The 20,226-nt window shown below is 58.8% G+C and carries 18 protein-coding genes and 1 tRNA gene; 18 read left to right on the top strand and 1 reads right to left on the bottom strand.

Annotation, left to right across the window (positions count from 1 at the left end; genetic code table 11):
* Window positions 1-2: 2 nt before the first annotated feature.
* From flgK to secF, 8 genes are all read left to right on the top strand, one after another.
* Entirely contained in the window at window positions 3-2,024 is a 2,022-nt protein-coding gene (flgK, locus tag J3364_RS00565; protein ID WP_349555843.1) for a flagellar hook-associated protein FlgK, read from the top strand.
* Window positions 2,025-2,047: 23 nt separating this feature from the next.
* Window positions 2,048-3,595: a flagellar hook-associated protein FlgL gene (flgL, locus tag J3364_RS00570; RefSeq protein ID WP_349555845.1), complete on the top strand. Its 1,548-nt coding sequence runs from the start codon at window positions 2,048-2,050 to the stop codon at window positions 3,593-3,595.
* A gap of 95 nt (window positions 3,596-3,690) precedes the next feature.
* Window positions 3,691-3,777: transfer RNA gene (locus tag J3364_RS00575), tRNA-Leu, on the top strand.
* Window positions 3,778-3,858: 81 nt separating this feature from the next.
* The gene (gene queA / locus J3364_RS00580) at window positions 3,859-4,932 is read left to right on the top strand and encodes a tRNA preQ1(34) S-adenosylmethionine ribosyltransferase-isomerase QueA (RefSeq protein ID WP_349555847.1); all 1,074 of its coding nucleotides are present in this window, start codon (window positions 3,859-3,861) and stop codon (window positions 4,930-4,932) included.
* A 14-nt stretch (window positions 4,933-4,946) separates the two neighbouring features.
* Window positions 4,947-6,071: a tRNA guanosine(34) transglycosylase Tgt gene (gene tgt, locus J3364_RS00585; protein WP_349556759.1), complete on the top strand. Its 1,125-nt coding sequence runs from the start codon at window positions 4,947-4,949 to the stop codon at window positions 6,069-6,071.
* A 78-nt stretch (window positions 6,072-6,149) separates the two neighbouring features.
* Complete coding sequence (gene yajC / locus J3364_RS00590) at window positions 6,150-6,521, top strand: preprotein translocase subunit YajC (protein ID WP_123633442.1); 372 nt, start codon at window positions 6,150-6,152, stop codon at window positions 6,519-6,521.
* A 156-nt stretch (window positions 6,522-6,677) separates the two neighbouring features.
* On the top strand, window positions 6,678-8,555 hold the full coding sequence (secD, locus tag J3364_RS00595) for a protein translocase subunit SecD (RefSeq protein ID WP_349555848.1): 1,878 nt from the start codon (window positions 6,678-6,680) through the stop codon (window positions 8,553-8,555).
* Window positions 8,548-9,504, top strand: a complete 957-nt coding sequence (gene secF, locus J3364_RS00600) for a protein translocase subunit SecF (protein ID WP_349555849.1) — start codon at window positions 8,548-8,550, stop codon at window positions 9,502-9,504. Before secD ends, secF begins: the two co-directional genes overlap by 8 nt.
* A 92-nt stretch (window positions 9,505-9,596) precedes the next feature.
* Here the strand turns inward: secF and J3364_RS00605 are convergent, their stop codons facing one another.
* Window positions 9,597-10,397, bottom strand: coding sequence for an inositol monophosphatase family protein (locus tag J3364_RS00605; RefSeq protein ID WP_203140816.1), 801 nt, complete (start codon window positions 10,395-10,397; stop codon window positions 9,597-9,599).
* Window positions 10,398-10,584: 187 nt separating this feature from the next.
* Between J3364_RS00605 and trmJ the strand changes: the two genes are divergently transcribed.
* The 10 genes from trmJ to hisS all read left to right on the top strand — a co-directional run bounded on the left by trmJ (window position 10,585) and on the right by hisS (window position 20,180).
* Window positions 10,585-11,397, top strand: a complete 813-nt coding sequence (trmJ, locus tag J3364_RS00610; RefSeq protein ID WP_349555851.1) for a tRNA (cytosine(32)/uridine(32)-2'-O)-methyltransferase TrmJ — start codon at window positions 10,585-10,587, stop codon at window positions 11,395-11,397.
* 3 nt (window positions 11,398-11,400) lie between these two features.
* The gene (gene cysE, locus J3364_RS00615) at window positions 11,401-12,168 is read left to right on the top strand and encodes a serine O-acetyltransferase (RefSeq protein ID WP_349555853.1); all 768 of its coding nucleotides are present in this window, start codon (window positions 11,401-11,403) and stop codon (window positions 12,166-12,168) included.
* A 132-nt stretch (window positions 12,169-12,300) separates the two neighbouring features.
* Entirely contained in the window at window positions 12,301-12,786 is a 486-nt protein-coding gene (gene iscR, locus J3364_RS00620) for a Fe-S cluster assembly transcriptional regulator IscR (protein ID WP_349555855.1), read from the top strand.
* A gap of 73 nt (window positions 12,787-12,859) precedes the next feature.
* Window positions 12,860-14,029, top strand: a complete 1,170-nt coding sequence (locus J3364_RS00625) for an IscS subfamily cysteine desulfurase (protein WP_349555857.1) — start codon at window positions 12,860-12,862, stop codon at window positions 14,027-14,029.
* Between the two features lie 128 nt (window positions 14,030-14,157).
* Window positions 14,158-14,586, top strand: a complete 429-nt coding sequence (gene ndk, locus J3364_RS00630) for a nucleoside-diphosphate kinase (protein ID WP_123633434.1) — start codon at window positions 14,158-14,160, stop codon at window positions 14,584-14,586.
* Window positions 14,587-14,649: 63 nt separating this feature from the next.
* Window positions 14,650-15,762 (top strand): dual-specificity RNA methyltransferase RlmN, encoded by a 1,113-nt coding sequence (rlmN, locus tag J3364_RS00635; protein ID WP_123633433.1) that lies wholly within the window; start codon window positions 14,650-14,652, stop codon window positions 15,760-15,762.
* Window positions 15,763-15,841: 79 nt separating this feature from the next.
* Window positions 15,842-16,603, top strand: coding sequence for a type IV pilus biogenesis/stability protein PilW (gene pilW / locus J3364_RS00640; protein WP_349555860.1), 762 nt, complete (start codon window positions 15,842-15,844; stop codon window positions 16,601-16,603).
* Complete coding sequence (locus tag J3364_RS00645; RefSeq protein WP_349555862.1) at window positions 16,596-17,645, top strand: RodZ domain-containing protein; 1,050 nt, start codon at window positions 16,596-16,598, stop codon at window positions 17,643-17,645. Before pilW ends, J3364_RS00645 begins: the two co-directional genes overlap by 8 nt.
* Window positions 17,646-17,669: 24 nt before the next feature.
* Window positions 17,670-18,788 carry a flavodoxin-dependent (E)-4-hydroxy-3-methylbut-2-enyl-diphosphate synthase gene (ispG, locus tag J3364_RS00650; RefSeq protein WP_123633430.1) on the top strand — a complete coding sequence of 373 codons (1,119 nt, stop codon included), beginning with the start codon at window positions 17,670-17,672 and terminating at the stop codon, window positions 18,786-18,788.
* Window positions 18,789-18,923: 135 nt separating this feature from the next.
* On the top strand, window positions 18,924-20,180 hold the full coding sequence (hisS, locus tag J3364_RS00655; protein ID WP_502882455.1) for a histidine--tRNA ligase: 1,257 nt from the start codon (window positions 18,924-18,926) through the stop codon (window positions 20,178-20,180).
* Window positions 20,181-20,226: the final 46 nt, after the last annotated feature.

Here is a 20,226-nt window from a genome sequence, read left to right on the forward strand (position 1 = left end):
TCATGGCGGGCCTGATCAACATCGGTCTTTCCGGCATTCTGGGGCATCAGTCGGCCCTGAATACCACCGGTAATAACATCACCAATGCCAATACCGATGGCTACAGCCGACAGCAGGTCACCCTGGAAGCCCAGAACGGCCAGCGGACCGGCGTGGGATCGGTCGGTACGGGTGTCAATGTCAGTGACATCCGCCGCATCACCGACCAGTTTGTGGTGAACCAGCTGCGCTCTGACACGTCTCTGTTCAATGAGCAGGATACGCTCAACACGGAGTTGACCAACCTGGACAACCTGCTGGGTGGTGAATCAACCGGTTTGAATACGGCTCTCAACAATTTCTTCAACAGCATCCAGAGTGCCGCCGAGGATCCGGCAGCGCTGCCGCAGCGCCAGTCCGTTCTGAGTGAAGCCCAGGGGCTGGTCAACCGCTTCCAGTCACTGCACGAGCAGCTGATCCAGCAGCGGCAATCGGTCACCGGTCAGATGGATCAGGCCACCTCGGACGTAAATTCCCTGCTGTCCAATATTGCCGATTTGAACGAGCAGATCGCGGAAAGCCCGGGGATTGCCCAGGGCAAGATGCCCAACGACCTGCTCGACAAACGCGACGAGAAACTGAGGCAGCTTTCCGAAATTATCCAGGTGAAGGTGTCGGAAACGGACGGCTATCAGGTCAACGTCTCGCTGACCAGTGGGCAGGCTCTGGTGGTCGGCGCCCAGGCGGCAAGCCTGTCGACGGAAACATCAGACTCCGATCCGGCCAAGCTGAAATTCAAATTGACCAACGGCAATCGGGTGACGGATGTCACCGATCAGATAGTCGGTGGGTCGCTGGGTGGGCTGCGCACCTTCCAGAACAAAGTACTGGAACCGGCGTTTGACCAGCTCGGTCGCATCGCGCTGGCGGTATCCGACAAGGTGAACCAACAGCACAGCATCGGTATGGACCTGGAAGGCGATCTGGGCGGAATGTTCTTTACCGACATCAACAGCCGTGCCGCACAACTGGACCGGGTGACGCCCAACGCCAACAACGGGGCGCCGCAGGACGGCGTCGTGTCGGTGGAAATCACCGATACCACCGATCTGGCGGCCAAGTCCTACACTCTGAAGTTCAACGGCACCAACGGCGAGAATTTTGAAGTCGTGGACGTGGAAACCGGCGAGACCGTCCGTCAAGGGCAGTTGCCCGATCCGCTGCCGGCCGAAATCGAGATGCCGGGTTTCAACATCCACATCGAATCCGGCAGTTTCCAGGACGGGGACAGCTATCTGGTCCGGCCGACCCGCAATGCGGCGGCCAACATCGAGTTGCAGATCGACCGGGAAGAAGATCTCGCGTTTGCAACGCCTGTTAGTGCGGTAGCGGGGGATGACAATGCGGGCGATGCGACGATTTCACAGGGGAAGATGCTCAGTACCGTCAATCCGCTGACTAACGTTCCTCTCAGTGAGTTCAGCAAACGTGGAGAGCTAAGCCCACCCCTGATGGTGCGGTTTATCGATGATACCCAGTATGAAATTCTGGATGCCTCAAATCCGACTGATCCTCCACTTGCGACAAAGTCATATCAACCAGGCGTCTCCAATAAGGTATTCTCAGAAGACCCGTCAGATCCCAATTACCGGGGGTTTCAATTCGAGATATCAGGCAATCCCAGTGCCAATGATACGTTCATGATTGGTTACAACACGGATGGAGTTTCTGATAACCGGAATGCTCAGATTCTGGGAGGGCTCGGAACCACCAACACGATGAACGGCGGCAGCCAGAGTTTCAGCGAGGCCTACGCGGGCATGGTTGAAACCGTGGGTACGACCACGCGTCAGAGCCAAATGGACCTGGAGGCCGGGCAGGCCCTGTTGGAGCAGTCTACCAATCAGCGCGAATCGGTTTCCGGCGTGAACCTCGATGAGGAAGCCGGGCGACTGATTCAGTATCAGGCAGGATACAACGCGTCGGCGCAGGTGATCAGCGTTGCGCAGGATCTATTCGATACCCTGTTAAGTACCTTTAGATAAGGCAGCTGCAGGCAGGAGCAAGCATGCGCATATCCTCACAGCAGATTTTTAATGGCGGCGTGAACCGGCTGCAGGACCTGAATACTCAGCTCCAGAAAACGCAGCAACAGATTTCGACTGGTAAGCGGGTAATTAATCCATCGGACGATCCTGTTGCGGCAGCGCGCCTGCTCAAACTGGATCAACAGAATGCGCAGATTGATCAGTACCAGCGTGGAATCGATTTGGCGCAAAATCGCCTGGAACAGGAAGAGAGCACGTTGTCTGACATTACAGATGTTATTCAGCGTGTCAGAGAACTCACGGTTCAGGCCGGGAACGGCTCGCTGTCTGCCGATGATCGTAAGTCCATTTCGTCGGAGTTGAAGGAGCGGCTCGAGCAATTGGCGGGGTATGCCAATACGAGAGATGCGTCAGGGGAGTATATTTTTAGCGGATTCAAAGGGAATACGCCCGCATTTGCGCAGGATGATGCCGGAAAATGGAGCTACCAGGGAGATGAAGGGCAGCGGATGCTAGAAATCGATACTGGGGTAAGCGTGCCTATCAGTGATTCCGGCAAAGGTATCTTTGTTAACGTGAACAGTGCTTCCCCTAGTTTTCGAACGGAGAGCTCATCTCAAAACACCAATGCAGCGACAATAAGTTCCGGCTTTGTTTACGATCAGGATGCATTCGGGGAAATATATCCTGATGACCTTATAGTTAAGATTGATGCGTCCGGCAATACGTTTACGGTTACCAACCGGACGACCGGTGAGGACTTAACGCCGCTGTCACCTAACAACGACTATACGAGCGGGGATCCAATCCGCGTCGCTGGAGTGCAGTTTGAGATCAGCGGTGCAGCCAGTGGCGATGAGTTTTTTGTTAAAAGTTCAAGTAAGCAGTCGGTTTTTGGAACCATCGAGAAGCTGATTGATGGCCTGGATAATCAGGTGAAGGGCCCTGCGTCGGCTTCCATTAGCAGCAATTTTGCAGCCAGTGCATCGGGCGCAATTTACATCAACGGTGTTGGTGTCTCACTTTCGGGAGGCGAAGATTCCTCTGATCTGGCAGGATTGATAAATGGAAACCAGAAGCTGCAAGGCATGGGCATCGAGGCGAACCTTGATGATAGTGGCAATATCCTTTTGACGTCACAGGGAGAAGATCTGAATATCAGTGCTATTGATGACAGTGGGCCTCCTTTCTCTGGAACGCTGGTGACAACTGGCGCTTCGGACACTGATCTGGATACATCGGCAACCCCACCTATATTGGCCGCTAATTTCGAGGGTGGACAGGAGGCTTATGATGCCTTGGTGGCTGATTCACTCAAAAACCTCGATAACGCTCAGGAAAGTATTTTAACGACACAAACCGAGATTGGCGGGCGGTTAAATACCGTCGACTCCACTCGGGATTTTTTGTCGGATTCCTCTATATATACGGACAAGATTACGTCCAAACTGCGCGACGTGGACTACGCCGAGGCCGTCAGCACGCTCAGTTTCCAGAGTTTCGTGCTGCAGGCCGCGCAGCAGTCGTTCGCCCAGGTGTCGCAGCTCTCGTTGTTCGATCGGATCTAATGAAATTGCCCTGTTTCGGCGGGGCTATCAACAAATCAGACGCTTGGCGGTTGACCCTGAGATTCGCCTCAGTATAATCGCGACACTCTCCAATTGCCGGGGTGGTGAAACTGGTAGACACGCGAGATTCAAAATCTCGTGCAGGCAACTGCGTGTGGGTTCGAGTCCCACCCCCGGCACCATTTTCTAAAAGTCATACGTATCCTCCGGGACCTGAATGCCAGCCGTTGGTGAGTCCCCTTGCCAGATCAGGTTGAGCCACCATGAAAGTCTCCGATTTCCATTACGACCTCCCGGACGAGCTGATTGCACGCTATCCCCTTGAGCAGCGCAGCGCGAGCCGTCTGTTGCACCTTGATGGCCCAACGGCCGCGATCGATCACCGCCAGTTTCGCGATATCCTCGATCTCCTGCGACCGGGTGATCTGCTGGTCTTCAACAACACCCGTGTGATTCCGGCCCGCCTGTTCGGTCAGAAAGAGACCGGTGGCAAGCTGGAAATCCTGGTGGAGCGGGTGCTCGATCAGCGGGAATTGCTGGCCCACATCCGGTCGTCCAAGTCGCCCAAGCCCGGTCAGCGCATTCTCGTAGAAGGCGAGGGCGCTTTCCGCGTGGTCGGTCGCCAGGACGCGCTTTTTCATCTTGCGCTGGACAGCGGTGCGGAATCGGTGCTCGAGCTGTTGGAGGCGGTCGGCCATATGCCGCTGCCGCCCTATGTCGATCGACCGGACGAAGGCTCCGACCGGGAGCGCTATCAGACCGTCTATGCCCGGGAAGCGGGCGCCGTTGCCGCGCCGACGGCCGGCCTGCATTTTGATGAAGCCCTGATGGCCGAACTGGAAGAGCGGGGCATCGAACAGGCTTTTGTGACCTTGCACGTGGGGGCCGGCACGTTCCAGCCGGTTCGCGTTGACAGTGTCGAAGAACACCACATGCACAGTGAAGTGGTCGACGTGCCCGAAGAGACCGTTGCCGCCGTCGCTCGTGCTCGGGCTCGTGGCGGCCGTGTCGTTGCGGTCGGTACCACCTCCGTGCGTTCGCTGGAGTCCGCTTCCGTGGGAGGCGAACTGGTCGCTTTCCAGGGCGAAACGGACATTTTTATCTACCCCGGCTATCGCTTCCAGTGCGTGGATGTGTTGATTACCAATTTCCATCTGCCGGAATCCACCCTCATTATGCTGGTAAGCGCCTTTGCGGGTTATGACGGTGTTATGGCGGCCTATCGGGCGGCTGTGGCCGAGCGCTACCGGTTTTTCAGTTATGGCGATGCCATGTTTGTGACCGGCGAGAAGCCGTCGGCGCAGGCGCAGCGCGCCCAGCAGGAGTCAGAACGATGAGTGATCGTTGTTTCATGTCCTTCAAGACCTCCGCCACCGACGGCCGGGCACGGCGCGGCACGCTGACCTTCCCGCGGGGCGAGGTGCAAACACCGGCCTTCATGCCGGTCGGCACCTACGGCACGGTCAAGGGCATGTTGCCGCGCGACATTCAGGAGATCGGTGCCGAAATCATCCTGGGTAACACCTTCCACCTGATGTTACGTCCCGGCACGAATGTCATCAGTGAGCACGGCGACCTGCACGACTTTACCCAGTGGCAGGGACCGATCCTGACCGACTCCGGCGGCTTCCAGGTGTTCAGCCTGGGGGAAATGCGCAAGATCACCGAGGCCGGCGTTAAATTCCGCTCGCCGGTGGATGGTTCGCCGGTGGAATTGTCGCCGGAAATCTCGATGGAAGTCCAGCGCAAGCTGGGTTCGGACATCGTCATGATCTTCGACGAGTGCACCCCGTATCCAGCCACCGAAAAGCAGGCAAAGGACTCCATGGAAATGTCCCTGCGTTGGGCCCAGCGCAGCAGGGATGCTCACGGTGATAGCCCTTCGGCACTGTTCGGTATCGTCCAGGGCGGTATGTACGAGCCGCTTCGGGAACGATCTCTGGAAGGGCTGGTCAATATCGGGTTTGACGGTTATGCGATCGGTGGCCTGTCCGTAGGTGAGCCCAAGGAAGACATGATCCGCATCCTGGATTTCCTGCCGCCGAAGATGCCGGCGGACAAGCCGCGCTACCTGATGGGCGTGGGCAAGCCGGAGGATATCGTGGAGGCTGTGCGCCGCGGGGTGGACATGTTTGATTGCGTGATGCCAACACGTAATGCACGCAACGGTCACCTGTTTACCAGCGAGGGCGTCATCAAGATCCGTAACGCGCGCCACCGTAACGACACCGGCCCCCTGGATGCAGACTGTGACTGCTACACCTGCCAGCACTTTTCGCGGGGCTATCTGCATCATCTTGACCGGTGCGGTGAAATGCTGGGCTCACAGCTCAATACAGTCCATAACCTGCGGTATTATCAGAACCTGATGGCTGGATTGCGTGGGGCTATTGAAGCAGGTACATTGTCGGACTTTATCCACCAGTTCTACGCGCGTCGGGGGCAGTCCGTGCCGCCGCTGGCCGGCGAATCCTGAATGGGGTTTGCGGGGACCGGTCGCCGAGGCGTTTCCCTTTATAAAAGGGTCGATTTCAATCAATAACGGAGTACACGAATGAAAGCTTTGCGTAATGCGCTGTCTGTCTGTCTGGCTGCCTCCCCCGCGGCGGCAATGGCCCAGCAAGCCGGCGGCGCCGGCCAGGGCGGCATGGGTGTGATCGGGCAGGTGATCTTTTTTGCCGGCTTCATCCTGATTTTCTACCTCCTGATCTGGCGTCCGCAGTCCAAGCGTGCCAAAGAGCACAAGAACCTGATGGCCGGCCTGAGCAAAGGCGATGAGGTGGTGACCTCCGGCGGCATGGCAGGCCGGATTACCAAGGTGACCGATGACTTCATCGTTATCGAAGTGGCTGACAACGTCGAAGTGAAAGTCCAGAAGGTGGCTGTCGCGACAGCGCTGCCGAAAGGTACTCTGAAAGACATCTGATCGGACTATCAAGGGGCACTCTGGTGCCCCTTCGTTTATCAGGTCATCGCGGTCCGGCGATGGCCTGAAGCAGGCTAGCGGCGGAGCCCTTCGCCGCGTGTCACGGTTCAAGAATGATACAGGGCTGGTGCACACCAGCAGATAACAAGGCATTCCATGCTTAACAAATTCCCGCTCTGGAAAAACATTGTGATACTGGTCGCAGTCGTGATCGGTTTCATATACGCGTTGCCCAACCTATATCCGGATGACTACGCCATCCAGATCACCGGTGCGCGCAGCAGTACGCAGGTGGACCAGGCTACGCTGGACAAGGCCGTCGATGCGCTCAAACAGGAGGGCATCGCGGTCAAGGAAGCGACTCTGAATCCGCCGAACGGCCTGATTCGGGTTAACACGGCAGAGGCGCAGCTGAGCGCCCGGCCGGTCATTCAGGAAGCGCTGGGTCGCGAGTACCTGGCAGCTCTGAATATGGCACCGACCACGCCGGATTGGCTGCGCAGCATCGGCGCCGGTCCGATGAAACTGGGTCTCGATCTGCGCGGTGGTGTCCACTTCCTGCTTGAAGTGGATATGGACAGTGCGCTGCAGAAGCGTCTCGAGGTCTATTCCAGCGAGATCAAGCGCCAGCTGCGGGAAGAGCACATCCGCTATCGCGGTGGCGATGTGGGTGACGGCAACACCATCCAGTTGGTGTTCCGTGACGACGCGTCGCAGGACCAGGCCTTCGAACTGATTCGTGACCAGTACAACGAGTTCCTGCTCGACAAGACCACCGACGACAATGGCCAGCAGGTACTGTCTCTGCAGCTCTCCGAGAAGAAGATCAAGGAGATTCAGGACTACGCTCTCAAGCAGAACCTGACCACCATTCGTAATCGGGTCAACGAGTTGGGTGTGGCCGAGCCGCTGGTGCAGCGCCAGGGCCGCGACCGTATCGTCGTGGAGCTGCCGGGTGTCCAGGATACGGCGCAGGCCAAGCGGGTACTGGGTGCCACGGCTAACCTGGAATTCCGTCTCGAAGCGCGCCAGGATGCACCGTCCAGCGCCACCGAAGTCTATCCGTTCCGTGATAATCCGGATCGCACGGCTCGCCTTGAGCGCGAAATCATCGTCACCGGTGAGAACGTGGCCAATGCGCAACAGGCCTTCGACCAGAACGGCCAGCCGCAGGTCAATATCACGCTCGACAGCACCGGCGGCGACCGCATGACCCGCGCCACCCGTGACGCCATCAAGCGTCGCATGGCCGTGCTGTTCATCCAGTACCGGACCGAGACCGTCAAAAAGCGCGTCGATGGCAAGGTTCAGGAAGTGGAAGAGCGTAAGGTCAATCGCAGCATCATCAGCCTGGCGACGATCCAGTCGACGCTGGGCAGCTCGTTCCGCATTACCGGCCTGGATTCCACCGCCGAAGCCGGCGAGCTGGCCCTGTTGCTGCGCGCCGGCTCACTGGCTGCGCCGATGTATTTCGTGCAGGAACGGACCATCGGACCAAGCCTGGGGCAGAAAAATATTGATTCCGGTGTCATGTCAGTGACCGTGGGCTTTGCCTTGGTGCTCCTGTACATGCTGCTGTACTACCGCTTCTTTGGTCTGGTCGCCAACGTGGCGCTGGCGGTGAACCTGATGCTGCTGGTGGCGTGTATGTCGATCCTGTCGGCCACGCTGACGCTGCCGGGTATCGCCGGTATCGTTCTGACCGTGGGTATGGCGGTTGATGCCAACGTCTTGATATTTGAGCGAATAAAGGAAGAGCTCAGGCTCGGGGTTCCGCCCCAGAGTGCGATCAATGCCGGTTTCTCCCGGGCGTTTGTGTCGATTTTCGACGCCAACATTACGACGCTGCTGGTCGCGGTCATCCTGTTTGCCATGGGTTCAGGCCCGGTGAAAGGGTTCGCCGTGACTCTGTGTATCGGCATCCTGACGTCCATGTTCACCGGGCTGCTGGTCAGTCGCGCAATCATCAATCTGATATACGGTGGTCGCAAGGTCGAGAAGCTTGCGATCGGGGGGAAGCTCGCCAATGGCTAAATTGACCGAGAACACCATCAATTTCATGGGAATCCGGCGCCTGGCGTCCTTCGGGTCGCTGACGGCGGTTATCCTCTCGATCATTATTCTGGCCATCAATGGTCTCAACCTGGGCCTGGACTTTACCGGCGGTACGTCCATCGAGTTCGCCTACGAAAAGGCACCCTCCCTGGATGAAGTGCGCCAGACGCTCGATGATGCGGGCTACAAGGAGTTCGTGGTCCAGAATTTCGGTGACGAGAAGTCCGTCCTGGTGCGCCTGCGCCAGGATTTCGACGACAAGCTCGCCGAGAACATGGCCGATGACCTGCGCGCGAATGGCGCCAAGGTCGACATGGTGCGGGCCGAGTTCGTCGGTTCGCAGGTGGGCGATGAGCTGAAAGAGAGCAGTGGTCTGGGCATGCTGCTGGCCCTGTTTGTGGTGCTGGTTTATGTCGGTATGCGCTTCCAGTTCAAGTTTGGCGTGGCGTCCGTGTTGCCTCTGGCGCACGATGTCATTGTCGTGCTGGGCGTGTTCTCGTTGTTTCAGTGGACGTTCGACCTTAGTGTGCTGGCGGCGTTGCTGGCGGTTATCGGTTACTCGCTGAACGATACGATCATCGTCGCCGACCGTATCCGCGAGAATTTCCGCAAGTTGCGTACCGGCAACAGCGAAGAGATCATCAACCACTCGATCACTGAAACCATGAGCCGGACCCTGAACACTTCGGGCACGACGCTCGTGGTGCTGTTGGCGCTGTTCCTGCTGGGCGGTGAGGCGATCCACAACTTCTCCATTGCCCTGCTGATCGGCATCCTGGTGGGTACCTATTCATCCATCTATGTGGCAGCAAACCTGCTGATCATGATGGGGGTCAGTCGCGAGGATCTGGTTGTGCCGGCGAAAGAGGGCGCGGCCGGTAAGCAGGTGGAGGAAGAGGAGCCGCCAGAGTGGCTGAACCGGATGTAAGGTGATGCCCTGACAAACCAAAAAGGCCGCGATTGCGGCCTTTTTTGTGCGTGCCTGGAAAGGAAGGCGCGGAAGCGGTGCGCCTGCCAGGCTTACCTGGGAAGGCGGCCGCGGAACGGGTGCAGCGTCTTGAGCAGGTCCTTGAACAGCTTCGGGTTGGCAATGGCCAGCTGTCGGCTGCTTTCCTGACTGGACGGGTTGCCGGAGAAGTCGCCGGAAAGGCCGCCTGATTCGTGAGTCAGCAACAGGCCGAGGGCTTGCTCTACAGCGGTTGGCCGGAAAACAACGATGCCATCCAGGTGGCCGGCGCTGGCGCGGGCCATGTCCAGCAGTGTGCAGCCGCAAGTGCGAACACGGCCGGACTCGCGCGCCAGCGTGCTGATCAGTTCGCCCCACACCAGTGGATCTTCGGTTTCACGAGTAAACTCGAGGACGTTGGTGGACAGGGTGGCCCGACCGATCTGCTGCGCGCCGTTCATGCGAATGCGACGGCTGTTCAGAGCAGCACCATGGCCGCGGCTGGCGGAATACTCTTCGCCGGTAATCGGGTTGACCACCAGCATGTGTTCGGCCCGGTTGCCTTTTTTCTGGACCAGTGCCAGGACGAACTCGGGAATGCCGCGCAGGAAGTTGTCACTGCCGATCAGCGGGAACACGTGCCAGCTGAGGTCATGGCCAGCGGCGTCGATGTCGCCGGCTGGAGCAATATAGTGGTCCTTGTACGCCTTCTGTAGTTGCTCAGAAAAATTGGCGTAGATGGACGCTTCCGCCCGGTCAAGTTGTGTGCGGGCAGCGTCGTCGACAGTGGCAGGATCCTGACGTTCAAAATGGGCCTTGAGGTACTCGGAACCCTGGCGCGCAATGCGCAGGGCCATCTTAATCGCTGGTTGCATGGATCTCTCTGACACTTGACTGGTTAAAGGGCGCGTATGATAGCAAAACACGGGGCTTGCTTGTACGTTTTTTGGGAACACAGGGCATAGGGGATTACCCGGCTGGAGCTGTTGCAGCGCATCATCGCGGTACGCTTTCTGGTATCATTGCCCGCCTCGTTGATATTGACTCGCCAGAGGCGCCTGAATGACCCAGCACGACCCACACGCCCACATCCGCATTGTCCTGGTGGAGACGTCCCATTCCGGAAACATCGGGGCCGCTGCCCGCGCCATGAAAAATATGGGGCTGTCCAATCTTTACCTGGTGAATCCGGCGTCGTTCCCGGATGAGGCTTCCTATGCCCGCTCTTCGGGCGCTTCGGAAATCCTGGATCGAGCAACGGTCGTTGATACGCTGGATGAGGCCATCGCCGACTGCGTGCTGGTGATGGGGACCAGTGCGCGGGGGCGGAAGGTTCCCTGGCCGGTGATCCCACCGACCGATTGCGCGGAGCGGGCCGCGGAGCAGGCGGGTAACGGCGAGGTGGCGCTTGTATTCGGTCGCGAAAACAGCGGTCTGAGCAATGAAGAATTGCAGCGATGCCATTACCATATTCATATACCGTCCAACCCGGACTACAGCTCGCTCAATCTGGCCATGGCGGTTCAGGTCATCTGCTACGAAGTGCGCATGCATCATCTGAAAATGCTTGATGCTCAGGGCGAAGAAGCGGCCTTGCGCCCGGTCCTGCAGCCTGGTGACGACGGTTGGGATATCAAGGCGGCGTCGGTCAACGATGTGGAAGGCTTTTTCGGGCACCTTGAAGACGTGCTCGTGGATATTGATTTCCATCGCCGGGAAAACCCGCGGCAGTTGATGACGCGGTTGCGTCGCCTGTTTCAGCGGGCGCATCTGGATCAGATGGAAATCAACATTCTGCGCGGTATCCTGACGGCCGTGCAGAAAAGTGCGGGTGGCGCGGATCGTCGCCCTGAAGCGGAGCAGGAACAGGAATAAACTATGTTCGAGCGTTTGCGTGAAGATATCGGCAGCGTATTCCACCGCGACCCGGCGGCCCGGAATACCTTTGAGGTGCTCACCAATTACCCGGGGCTGCACGCGCTCCTGTTATATCGTGTCGCGCACTCGCTCTGGTGTCGGGGATTCAAGTGGCTGGCGCGGACCATTTCCACGCTGGCCCGTTGGTTGACCGGCATCGAAATTCACCCCGGTGCCGTCATCGGTCGCCGCTTCTTTATCGACCATGGCATGGGGGTCGTCATTGGCGAAACCACTGTGATTGGCGATGACGTAACGCTCTATCAGGGCGTGACCCTGGGCGGGACCAGTTGGAATAAGGGTAAGCGCCATCCCACGCTGGGCAATGGTGTGGTCATCGGTGCCGGCGCCAAGATTCTCGGGCCTTTTGAGGTAGGGGATCGTGCGAAGGTCGGTTCCAATTCCGTGGTCACCAAGGCGGTACCCGCCGATGCCACGGTCGTCGGTATTCCGGGACGCGTGATTGTCAAGCGGGACAGCGAAGCGGAGAAGGACAAGCGCCGGGAAATGGAGCAGCGTATGGGCTTCGATGCCTATGGCGTCACAGAGGAGATGCCGGATCCGGTCGCCCGTGCCGTTCGCAGTCTGCTTGACCACATGCATGTGGTGGATGAGCGGATCGAGAGCATGTGCAAGGCGCTGCAGCGCGTTGACAAGGAGTACCGCAATGGGGCGTTGCCAGCGATCGACGAAGAGGATTTCGACTGCGTCAGAGATGACAAGGAATAGTCCGGGTGGGGCGGTAAGTCCGCGAACTGGCAGCGGTTTTGCCGTCCTGCTTAATACTTGACTGAAATAGTCGGTCAATTCATACTTTCAACTCGGTAGAATCCATTTCCCGATCTTTCGAGGCCGTAATCCATGCGACTGACCACCAAGGGGCGCTACGCAGTCACTGCGATGCTGGACCTTGCGCTGCACGCCGAGGATGGCCCCGTTACGCTGGCGGACATTTCCCAGCGTCAGGATATTTCGCTGTCCTACCTCGAGCAGCTGTTTGCCAAGCTTCGCCGTCACAAGCTGGTGGTCAGCGTCAGAGGCCCTGGCGGCGGCTATCAGTTGGGTCGGCCATACGACACCGTTTTCATCTCGGAAGTCGTTGATGCGGTCAACGAGTCCCTCGATACCACTCGTTGTCAGAACAAGGGCGATTGCCAGAACGGCGAAAAGTGTCTGACGCATCACCTGTGGTCGGACCTGAGTGACCAGATTCACGCGTTCCTGAGCGAAATCAGTCTGGCTGACCTGATGCGAAAGCGGGAAATCCAGGTGGTCGCGGAGCGCCAGAACCAGCGGCAGGCGGAGACCATCAATACACAACGCCTGACGCAGGGCGATCCGGTCTGACCGTCCCCGTCCCGGCCCGTTGATCAGGGCCTGAACGAAACAACCCCAGTGTCCCACTCAATCCCAGAGCGCTATGAAAAAACCAGTCTATCTTGATTACGCGGCGACCACGCCGGTAGACCCCCGGGTTGCCGAACGCATGGTGGAGCACCTGACACTTGACGGCGTGTTCGGCAATCCGGCTTCCCGGTCCCACGGTTATGGCTGGCAGGCGGAGGCTGCGGTTGAAGGTGCGCGGCGTCAGGTGGCGGATCTGCTGGGGTGCGACCCGCGCGAGATCGTCTGGACCTCGGGAGCCACGGAATCCGACAACCTGGCCATCAAAGGCGTCGCTGCCCGCTATCCGGGCGGCCACATCATCACCTCCGCCATTGAGCACAAGGCGGTCCTGGACACGTGCGCGTGGTTGGAGTCCCAAGGGATGCAGTTGACCTATCTGCAACCCGACACCCAGGGGCATGTGACGTTGGATCAGGTGAAAGAGGCCGTGCGACCCGAGACCTGTCTGGTAAGCCTGATGTGGGTGAACAACGAAATCGGCGCCATCACCGATGTGGGTGCGATTGGTGAGTGGCTCCGGGAGCAGGGCGTCCTGTTTCACGTGGATGCAGCCCAGGCCGCGGGTAAGCTGGCCATCGACCTGTCGACGACCTCGGTGGATCTGATGTCCCTGTCCGGGCACAAGGTTTATGGGCCCAAGGGCGTCGGTGCTCTCTACGTGCGCCGGGATCCGGCGGTCCGCATTGAAGCCCAGATTCACGGCGGCGGCCATGAGCGGGGCATGCGTTCAGGCACTTTGCCGACGCACCAGATCGTGGGTATGGGGGATGCGTTCCGGATTGCCGGAGAAGAGCTGGGCAGTGAGCGCGAACGCTTGATGGCGCTGCGCGGTCAGTTCCTCGCCGGTGTGACTCGGCTGGCCGGCGTCAGTCTGAACGGCGATGCGGAACTCTCGGTGCCGGGTATTGTCAATCTGAGCTTTGAGGGCGTTGACGGCGAATCGCTGATGCTCGGTTTGCGGGAGCTTGCCGTGTCGTCCGGCTCGGCTTGCGCCTCGGCGTCGCTGGAGCCGTCCTATGTGCTGCGTGCATTGGGTGTCAGTGATGAGCTGGCCCACAGCGCGCTGAGGTTTTCGTTCGGACGTTTCACGACAGCAGAGGAAATAGACTTTGCCATTGGCGAGATTGGCACGGTTCTGGAGCGATTGCGGGAGCGACAGAGGACCCGTTCTGGGGTCCGGTAGGCAGTCGCCGGCTTCCCGCGTATAATCGCCGTTTAGTTTTTAGGGAGCCTCGGAGAATGTTTCGGCCACGATCGATGGTCGGGACGTTTTTCGAGGCTCCTTAACCTATAACCAACTGGAGATTTAGCATGTCTAACGAGCGCACGCTCTCTATCGTCAAGCCGGACGCCGTCGCCAAGAACGTCATCGGTGAGATCTACAGCCGCTTCGAAAAAGGCGGTCTGAGCATTGTTGCCGCCAAAATGATGCACCTGACCCAGGAGCAAGCTGAAGGTTTCTACGCCGAGCACAAAGAGCGTCCTTTCTTCCCGGATCTGGTTGCATTCATGACCTCTGGCCCTGTTGTCGTTCAGGTTCTGGAAGGTGAAGGCGCGATCGCCAAGAACCGTGACCTGATGGGTGCGACCAACCCGAAAGAAGCCGATCCGGGCACCATCCGTGCCGATTTCGCGTCTTCCATCGACGCCAATGCGGTTCACGGCTCCGACTCTCCGGCGTCCGCCGAGCGTGAAATCGCTTATTTCTTCAACGACAATGAGATCTGCCCGCGCGGCTGATTCCATTGGAGGGCGGCGGCTTCGGCCTGCCGCCCGACGGGTTATTTGATCGAGGTTATGACCATGACATCGCCGGCCGAAAAAACCAACCTGCTGGGGTTGCCGAAGGCCAAACTGGAAGCCTTTTTTGAATCGCTGGGCGAGAAGAAATTCCGGGCGACCCAGATCCTGAAGTGGATGCACCAACACGGTGTGGATGACTTCGATCAAATGACTAACGTCAGCAAGGCGTTACGTGAAAAACTTAAAGAAGTTGCCGAGATTCGTGGGCCGGAAGTGGTCTACGATGAAACGTCGAAGGACGGCACCCGCAAGTGGGTCATGCGAATGGACAGCGGCAACAGCGTCGAAACCGTCCTGATCCCGGATGGCGAGCGCGGTACCCTCTGCGTCTCGTCACAGATCGGTTGCAGTCTGGACTGCACGTTCTGCTCTACCGGTAAGCGGGGGTTCAACCGGAATCTGTCCGCCGCCGAGATCATCGGCCAGGTCTGGGTGGCGCGTCGCTCGTTCATGCCGTTTGAGTCCGCTGGGGATCGGCCGATCACCAATGTGGTGATGATGGGCATGGGTGAGCCGCTGCTGAACTTCGATAACGTTGTCGATGCGATGAACCTGATGATGGAGGATCTCGCCTACGGTCTCTCCAAGCGTCGGGTGACGCTGAGTACGTCCGGCGTGGTGCCTGCTCTGGATCGCCTGGGTGAACTGACCGACGTGTCATTGGCAATCTCCCTGCACGCACCGAACGATGAGCTGCGAAACAAGCTGGTTCCGCTCAACAAGAAGTACCCGATTGCCGAGCTTCTTGCGGCGACGCGGCGCTACCTGGCTCGTTTGCCGGACAAGCGTAAGGTCACGATCGAGTACACGGTCATTGCCGGCGTTAACGATCATCTTGAGCATGCGCACGAGTTGACCCGGCTCCTGAAGGGGCTGCCCTGCAAGATCAACCTGATTCCGTTCAACCCGTTCCCGGAAAGCGATTTCAAGCGTCCCAAGTCGATGGCGACACGGCGCTTCCAGGGCATCCTGAATGAGGCAGGTTATGTCACCACCGTGCGTACGACGCGCGGTGATGATATTGATGCGGCGTGTGGTCAGCTGGTTGGCCAGTTTGAGGATCGGACCCGTCGCAGCCAGCGTTATATTCCCGTTCACCATGTTGCTCCATGATGGTTCGCCCCTATAAAACGAGAAGGATCTGTTTAGCGTGAAAGTCCCTGGTCTGTCTGTCTGTGTTGTCAGAGTGCTTGTGGTACTGGGTTTTCTGGCGCTTGCCGGCTGTGTCACGACGACGGACAGCCCGTTTGCGAGGGAGGCGAATAAGCAAAAGGCCGAAGAGAACTACGTCAAGCTGGGGATGGCTTACATTGGGCAGGGCAACTACGACCGTGCCCGGGACCACCTGGAGCGGGCCCTGCAGATTAACCCCGACAGCCCGAGTGCCCTGGCTGGCATGGGGCTGATTTACCAGACCGAAGGCGAACCGGATCTGGCGGAAAAATCCTTCCTCAATGCCCTGGACAGTGACAGCAACTACACGCGCGGGCGTGTTTTCTACGGGGCTTTCCTCTACAACCAGGGCCGTTACAAGGACGCTGAAACACAGTTCACCCGGGCGTCGAAGGATACCGAATACGACGATCGCGGCTCGGTTTTCTATAACCTGGGACGGACCCAGGACGAGCTGGGCGATTTCGAGGATGCGACAGCGAGCTACAAGCGGGCCGTGGGCCTGAGCCGGGGGAATGCCAACTATTTACTGGCATTGTCCACATCGCTGGTGAACGAGGGTGATTACGCATCCGCGGAGCATTACTACAATCAACTGGTTGGGATGATGCAGCATAATCCCAACCTGAAGCACTCGCCGGAAAGCCTGCTGACGGGGCTTCGCCTGGCACACCATTTCGGCGATGAGAACCGTGAGGCCAGCCTGGCTTTACTTCTGCGCAAGCAATACCCAAAATCGGAACAACTCAAACAGTATAGAGCACTGATTTCGAATGATTAATGATGATACCCAGGAACAACCGGAGGCAGCGCCGCTGACCGGAGAGGTCGGGCATCAGCTGCGTCGGGCACGAGAAGCCAAGGGCATTACCGTGGCCGACGTCGCAGACAGTCAGCATCTTCGTCCATCAGTGATCCAGGCGATTGAAGACGGCGAGTACGACAAGATCGGCAGCGAGCTTTTCCTGAAGGGCTATGTCCGTGCCTACGCCGAACAGGTCGGTTTGAACGCGACAAGCCTGTTGGAAACGCTGGACATGGAACTGGAACCGTTGCGTGAGGAAGCCGAACAGGCGCGCCGGGAAGATCCGTTAGAATCGATCGAACGCAAAAAGCGGCAGAAGCGTCGTGTCGCCCGCTGGATTATCTGGATTCTGCTGATTGCCGCGGTGGCCGTGATCGGCACACGCGTTGTGGAAATGGAGCTGTATCCGAAGCTGGGAGGCGAGGGCGCCGCAGAGACCTCGCAGGCGTCGGATGACGGAGCCACCGATAACCCGGACCCCACCTTCGGAACGGCTGATGAGGCCGGGCAGGGCCCTGCTGACGAGCCGCAAGCCTCCGTGGAAGAACCTGCTGACAGCGGTGTCCCCGTTCCTGATGCTCCGATTGCCAACGAGCAGACCCAGGCGTCGAAGGCGGAATCGTCGCCCGCCGATGAGACGATGTCGTCTGAGTCTGTCGACCAGGGTTCCGTCGCAGTGCCGGCCGATAATACAATGGCCAACGACACCGCTGAGCCGGAAGTCAGTGAACCTGAACCGGCACCGCCGGTCGAAGATCAGCCGGTTGCGGCGACCGGTGATGTGCTGAGTGCGACATTTACCGGCGATTGCTGGGTATCCGTTAAGAATGCGGAGGGGACGACGGTTGTCGCGTCCCTCAAGCGCGCCGGAGAATCATTACGATACGAAGGTCAGGGCCCCTTCCAGGTGGTGCTGGGCGCAGTTGATGTCGTCAACCTGAGCTTTAACGGTGACGCCGTTGACCTGTCGAGCTATCCGGCATCCAATAACCGGGTCTCCCTGACGCTGGGAAACTGATCCAGACCACCGATTCAGGAAAGTATGAAACACGAATCTCCCATTAAAAGACGTCAGTCCCGCCAGATCCACGTCGGCAACGTGCCGGTCGGTGGTGATGCGCCGATCGCTGTCCAGAGCATGACCAACACCGAGACTTGCGATGTCGACGCCACGGTGGCGCAGATCGAAGCGCTGCAGCAGGCCGGCGCGGATATTGTCCGTGTTTCCGTACCGACCATGGACGCCGCCGAAGCGTTCTCGAGGATTCGATCACAGGTTTCGGTCCCGCTGGTGGCGGACATTCATTTTGACTACCGTATCGCCCTTAAAGTGGCCGAATACGGGGTCGACTGCCTGCGTATCAACCCAGGCAATATCGGTCGCGAAGACCGGGTTCGAGCCGTGATCGATGCGGCCAAGGATCGCAATATCCCGATCCGGATCGGCGTCAATGCCGGTTCGCTGGAAAAGGATCTGCAAAGAAAATACGGCGAACCCACGCCAGAAGCGCTGGTGGAATCCGCCATGCGTCACATCGATATCCTGGATCGACACGATTTCCAGGACTTCAAGGTGAGCCTCAAGGCCTCCGAGGTCTTTATGACCGTGGCCGCTTACCGCCAGATTGCCTCACAGATCGAGCAGCCGCTCCACCTGGGCATCACCGAGGCCGGCGGCTTCCGCTCCGGAACCGTCAAGTCGTCTATCGGGCTGGGCATGCTGTTGATGGACGGTATCGGCGACACCATTCGGGTCTCCCTGGCGGCAGACCCGGTGCAGGAAGTGAAGGTGGGTTACGACATCCTCAAGAGCCTGCGTTTGCGGGCCCGGGGCATCAATTTTGTCGCCTGCCCAAGCTGCTCGCGCCAGAACTTCGACGTCATCCAGACCATGAATGACCTGGAAGCCCGACTGGAGGACGTCAACACGTCGCTGGACGTGGCCATCATCGGTTGCGTGGTCAACGGTCCCGGCGAAGCCAAAGAGGCGGATCTGGGCCTGACCGGTGGCAGCCCTCGTAACTTGCTTTACGTGGGTGGGAGCCCCAACCAGAAACTGGATAACGAAGACCTCGTCGATAATCTCGAGAGGCTCATCCGGGACGAGGTCGAACGCCGCAAAGAGCAGGACGACGCCATCATCGCCCGGGCCCATGACTGAGAAGTGGGTCCGGGTCTGATCCCGATACGCCGGCCTGTCAGGTGACGGGCCCGGTCCGTTCCCCACTGTATTCGACGAGCCGACAGACGAATTAACTGGAAAAGCACCTTGGCCAAGATTAAAGCAATTCGAGGGATGAACGATATCCTGCCGGACCAGTCCCCGGTCTGGCAGTACCTGGAACAGACCGTGAGTCGCGTGCTGCGCAATTACGGGTATCAGGAAATCCGGATGCCGATTGTCGAGCAGACCGATCTGTTCAAGCGTTCCATCGGCGAAGTGACCGATATTGTCGAAAAGGAAATGTACACCTTCGAGGATCGCAACGGCGACAGCTTGACATTGCGGCCGGAAGGGACCGCCGGCTGCGTGCGCGCCGCGGAAGAGCACGGCCTTCTGTTCAACCAGACCCGCAAGCTCTGGTATACCGGCCCGATGTTCCGGCACGAGCGCCCTCAGAAGGGGCGCTACCGCCAGTTTCACCAGATCGGGGTCGAGTGCTTCGGCATGACCGGACCCGATATCGACGCCGAATTGCTGATCCTGACGGCGCGTCTCTGGAAAGCGCTGGGCTTGGCGCCCCATGTGCGACTGGAGATCAACTCCATCGGCACCAGCGAGGCCCGCAAGGCCTATCGCCAGGCGCTGGTGGATTATCTGTCGAATTACCGGGATCGGCTGGATGAAGACAGCCTGCGTCGCCTGGAAACCAACCCGCTGCGCATCCTGGATTCCAAGGCACCGGAGATCCAGGCCATCCTCCAGGACGCGCCGGATCTGGTGGACTACCTGGACGAGGCATCCATCGAGCACTTTGCCGGTTTGAAGCAGCGCCTAGAACTCGCCGGTATTGAGTACACGGTGAATTCCCGACTGGTCCGCGGCCTGGATTACTACGGCAAGACCGTCTTCGAATGGGTGACCGACAGTCTCGGGGCCCAGGGCACCGTCTGTGCCGGTGGCCGTTACGATGGGCTGGTGGAGCAACTGGGTGGCAAACCCACGCCGGCTGTGGGGTTTGCCATGGGCATTGAGCGCCTGGTGCTGATGCTGGAAACCCTCGAACGGGTCCCCGCCTCGGTCAGCGGCGATGCGGATGTTTATGTCATGGGTATGGGGGAGGCCGGCGAAGCTGAGGCCCTCAAGGTCTCTGAAGTGCTGCGGGAATCGATGGCACAGCAGGTGATTGTGTTGCATTGCGGCGGCGGCAGCTTCAAGAGCCAGATGAAAAAGGCCGATCGCAGCGGCGCGCGTTACGCGCTGATCATTGGCGACAACGAAGTCGAGAGCCGGACCGTCAGCCTTAAACCCCTGCGCAGTGAGGGCGAGCAACAGGCGGTCAGCCAGTCCGAGCTGGCAGACACATTGACAGCGCTGCTGGCGGCAGACTGATCCCACACATTGAATCAATCGTTTTCGTTTTTACGGAGTAACTGAC

The sequence above is a fragment of the Marinobacter sp. NFXS9 genome, from assembly GCF_040148665.1.
GTDB classification, from domain to species: Bacteria; Pseudomonadota; Gammaproteobacteria; order Pseudomonadales; family Oleiphilaceae; genus Marinobacter_A; species Marinobacter_A mangrovi.

Coding starts and splice junctions, on each gene's coding strand:
- flgK (WP_349555843.1), top strand. CDS start 3: ATGGCGGGCCTGATCAACATCGGTCTTTCCGGCATTCTGGGGCATCAG.
- flgL (WP_349555845.1), top strand. CDS start 2,048: ATGCGCATATCCTCACAGCAGATTTTTAATGGCGGCGTGAACCGGCTG.
- queA (WP_349555847.1), top strand. CDS start 3,859: ATGAAAGTCTCCGATTTCCATTACGACCTCCCGGACGAGCTGATTGCA.
- tgt (WP_349556759.1), top strand. CDS start 4,947: ATGTCCTTCAAGACCTCCGCCACCGACGGCCGGGCACGGCGCGGCACG.
- yajC (WP_123633442.1), top strand. CDS start 6,150: ATGAAAGCTTTGCGTAATGCGCTGTCTGTCTGTCTGGCTGCCTCCCCC.
- secD (WP_349555848.1), top strand. CDS start 6,678: ATGCTTAACAAATTCCCGCTCTGGAAAAACATTGTGATACTGGTCGCA.
- secF (WP_349555849.1), top strand. CDS start 8,548: ATGGCTAAATTGACCGAGAACACCATCAATTTCATGGGAATCCGGCGC.
- J3364_RS00605 (WP_203140816.1), bottom strand. CDS start 10,397: ATGCAACCAGCGATTAAGATGGCCCTGCGCATTGCGCGCCAGGGTTCC.
- trmJ (WP_349555851.1), top strand. CDS start 10,585: ATGACCCAGCACGACCCACACGCCCACATCCGCATTGTCCTGGTGGAG.
- cysE (WP_349555853.1), top strand. CDS start 11,401: ATGTTCGAGCGTTTGCGTGAAGATATCGGCAGCGTATTCCACCGCGAC.
- iscR (WP_349555855.1), top strand. CDS start 12,301: ATGCGACTGACCACCAAGGGGCGCTACGCAGTCACTGCGATGCTGGAC.
- J3364_RS00625 (WP_349555857.1), top strand. CDS start 12,860: ATGAAAAAACCAGTCTATCTTGATTACGCGGCGACCACGCCGGTAGAC.
- ndk (WP_123633434.1), top strand. CDS start 14,158: ATGTCTAACGAGCGCACGCTCTCTATCGTCAAGCCGGACGCCGTCGCC.
- rlmN (WP_123633433.1), top strand. CDS start 14,650: ATGACATCGCCGGCCGAAAAAACCAACCTGCTGGGGTTGCCGAAGGCC.
- J3364_RS00645 (WP_349555862.1), top strand. CDS start 16,596: ATGATTAATGATGATACCCAGGAACAACCGGAGGCAGCGCCGCTGACC.
- ispG (WP_123633430.1), top strand. CDS start 17,670: ATGAAACACGAATCTCCCATTAAAAGACGTCAGTCCCGCCAGATCCAC.
- hisS (WP_502882455.1), top strand. CDS start 18,924: ATGAACGATATCCTGCCGGACCAGTCCCCGGTCTGGCAGTACCTGGAA.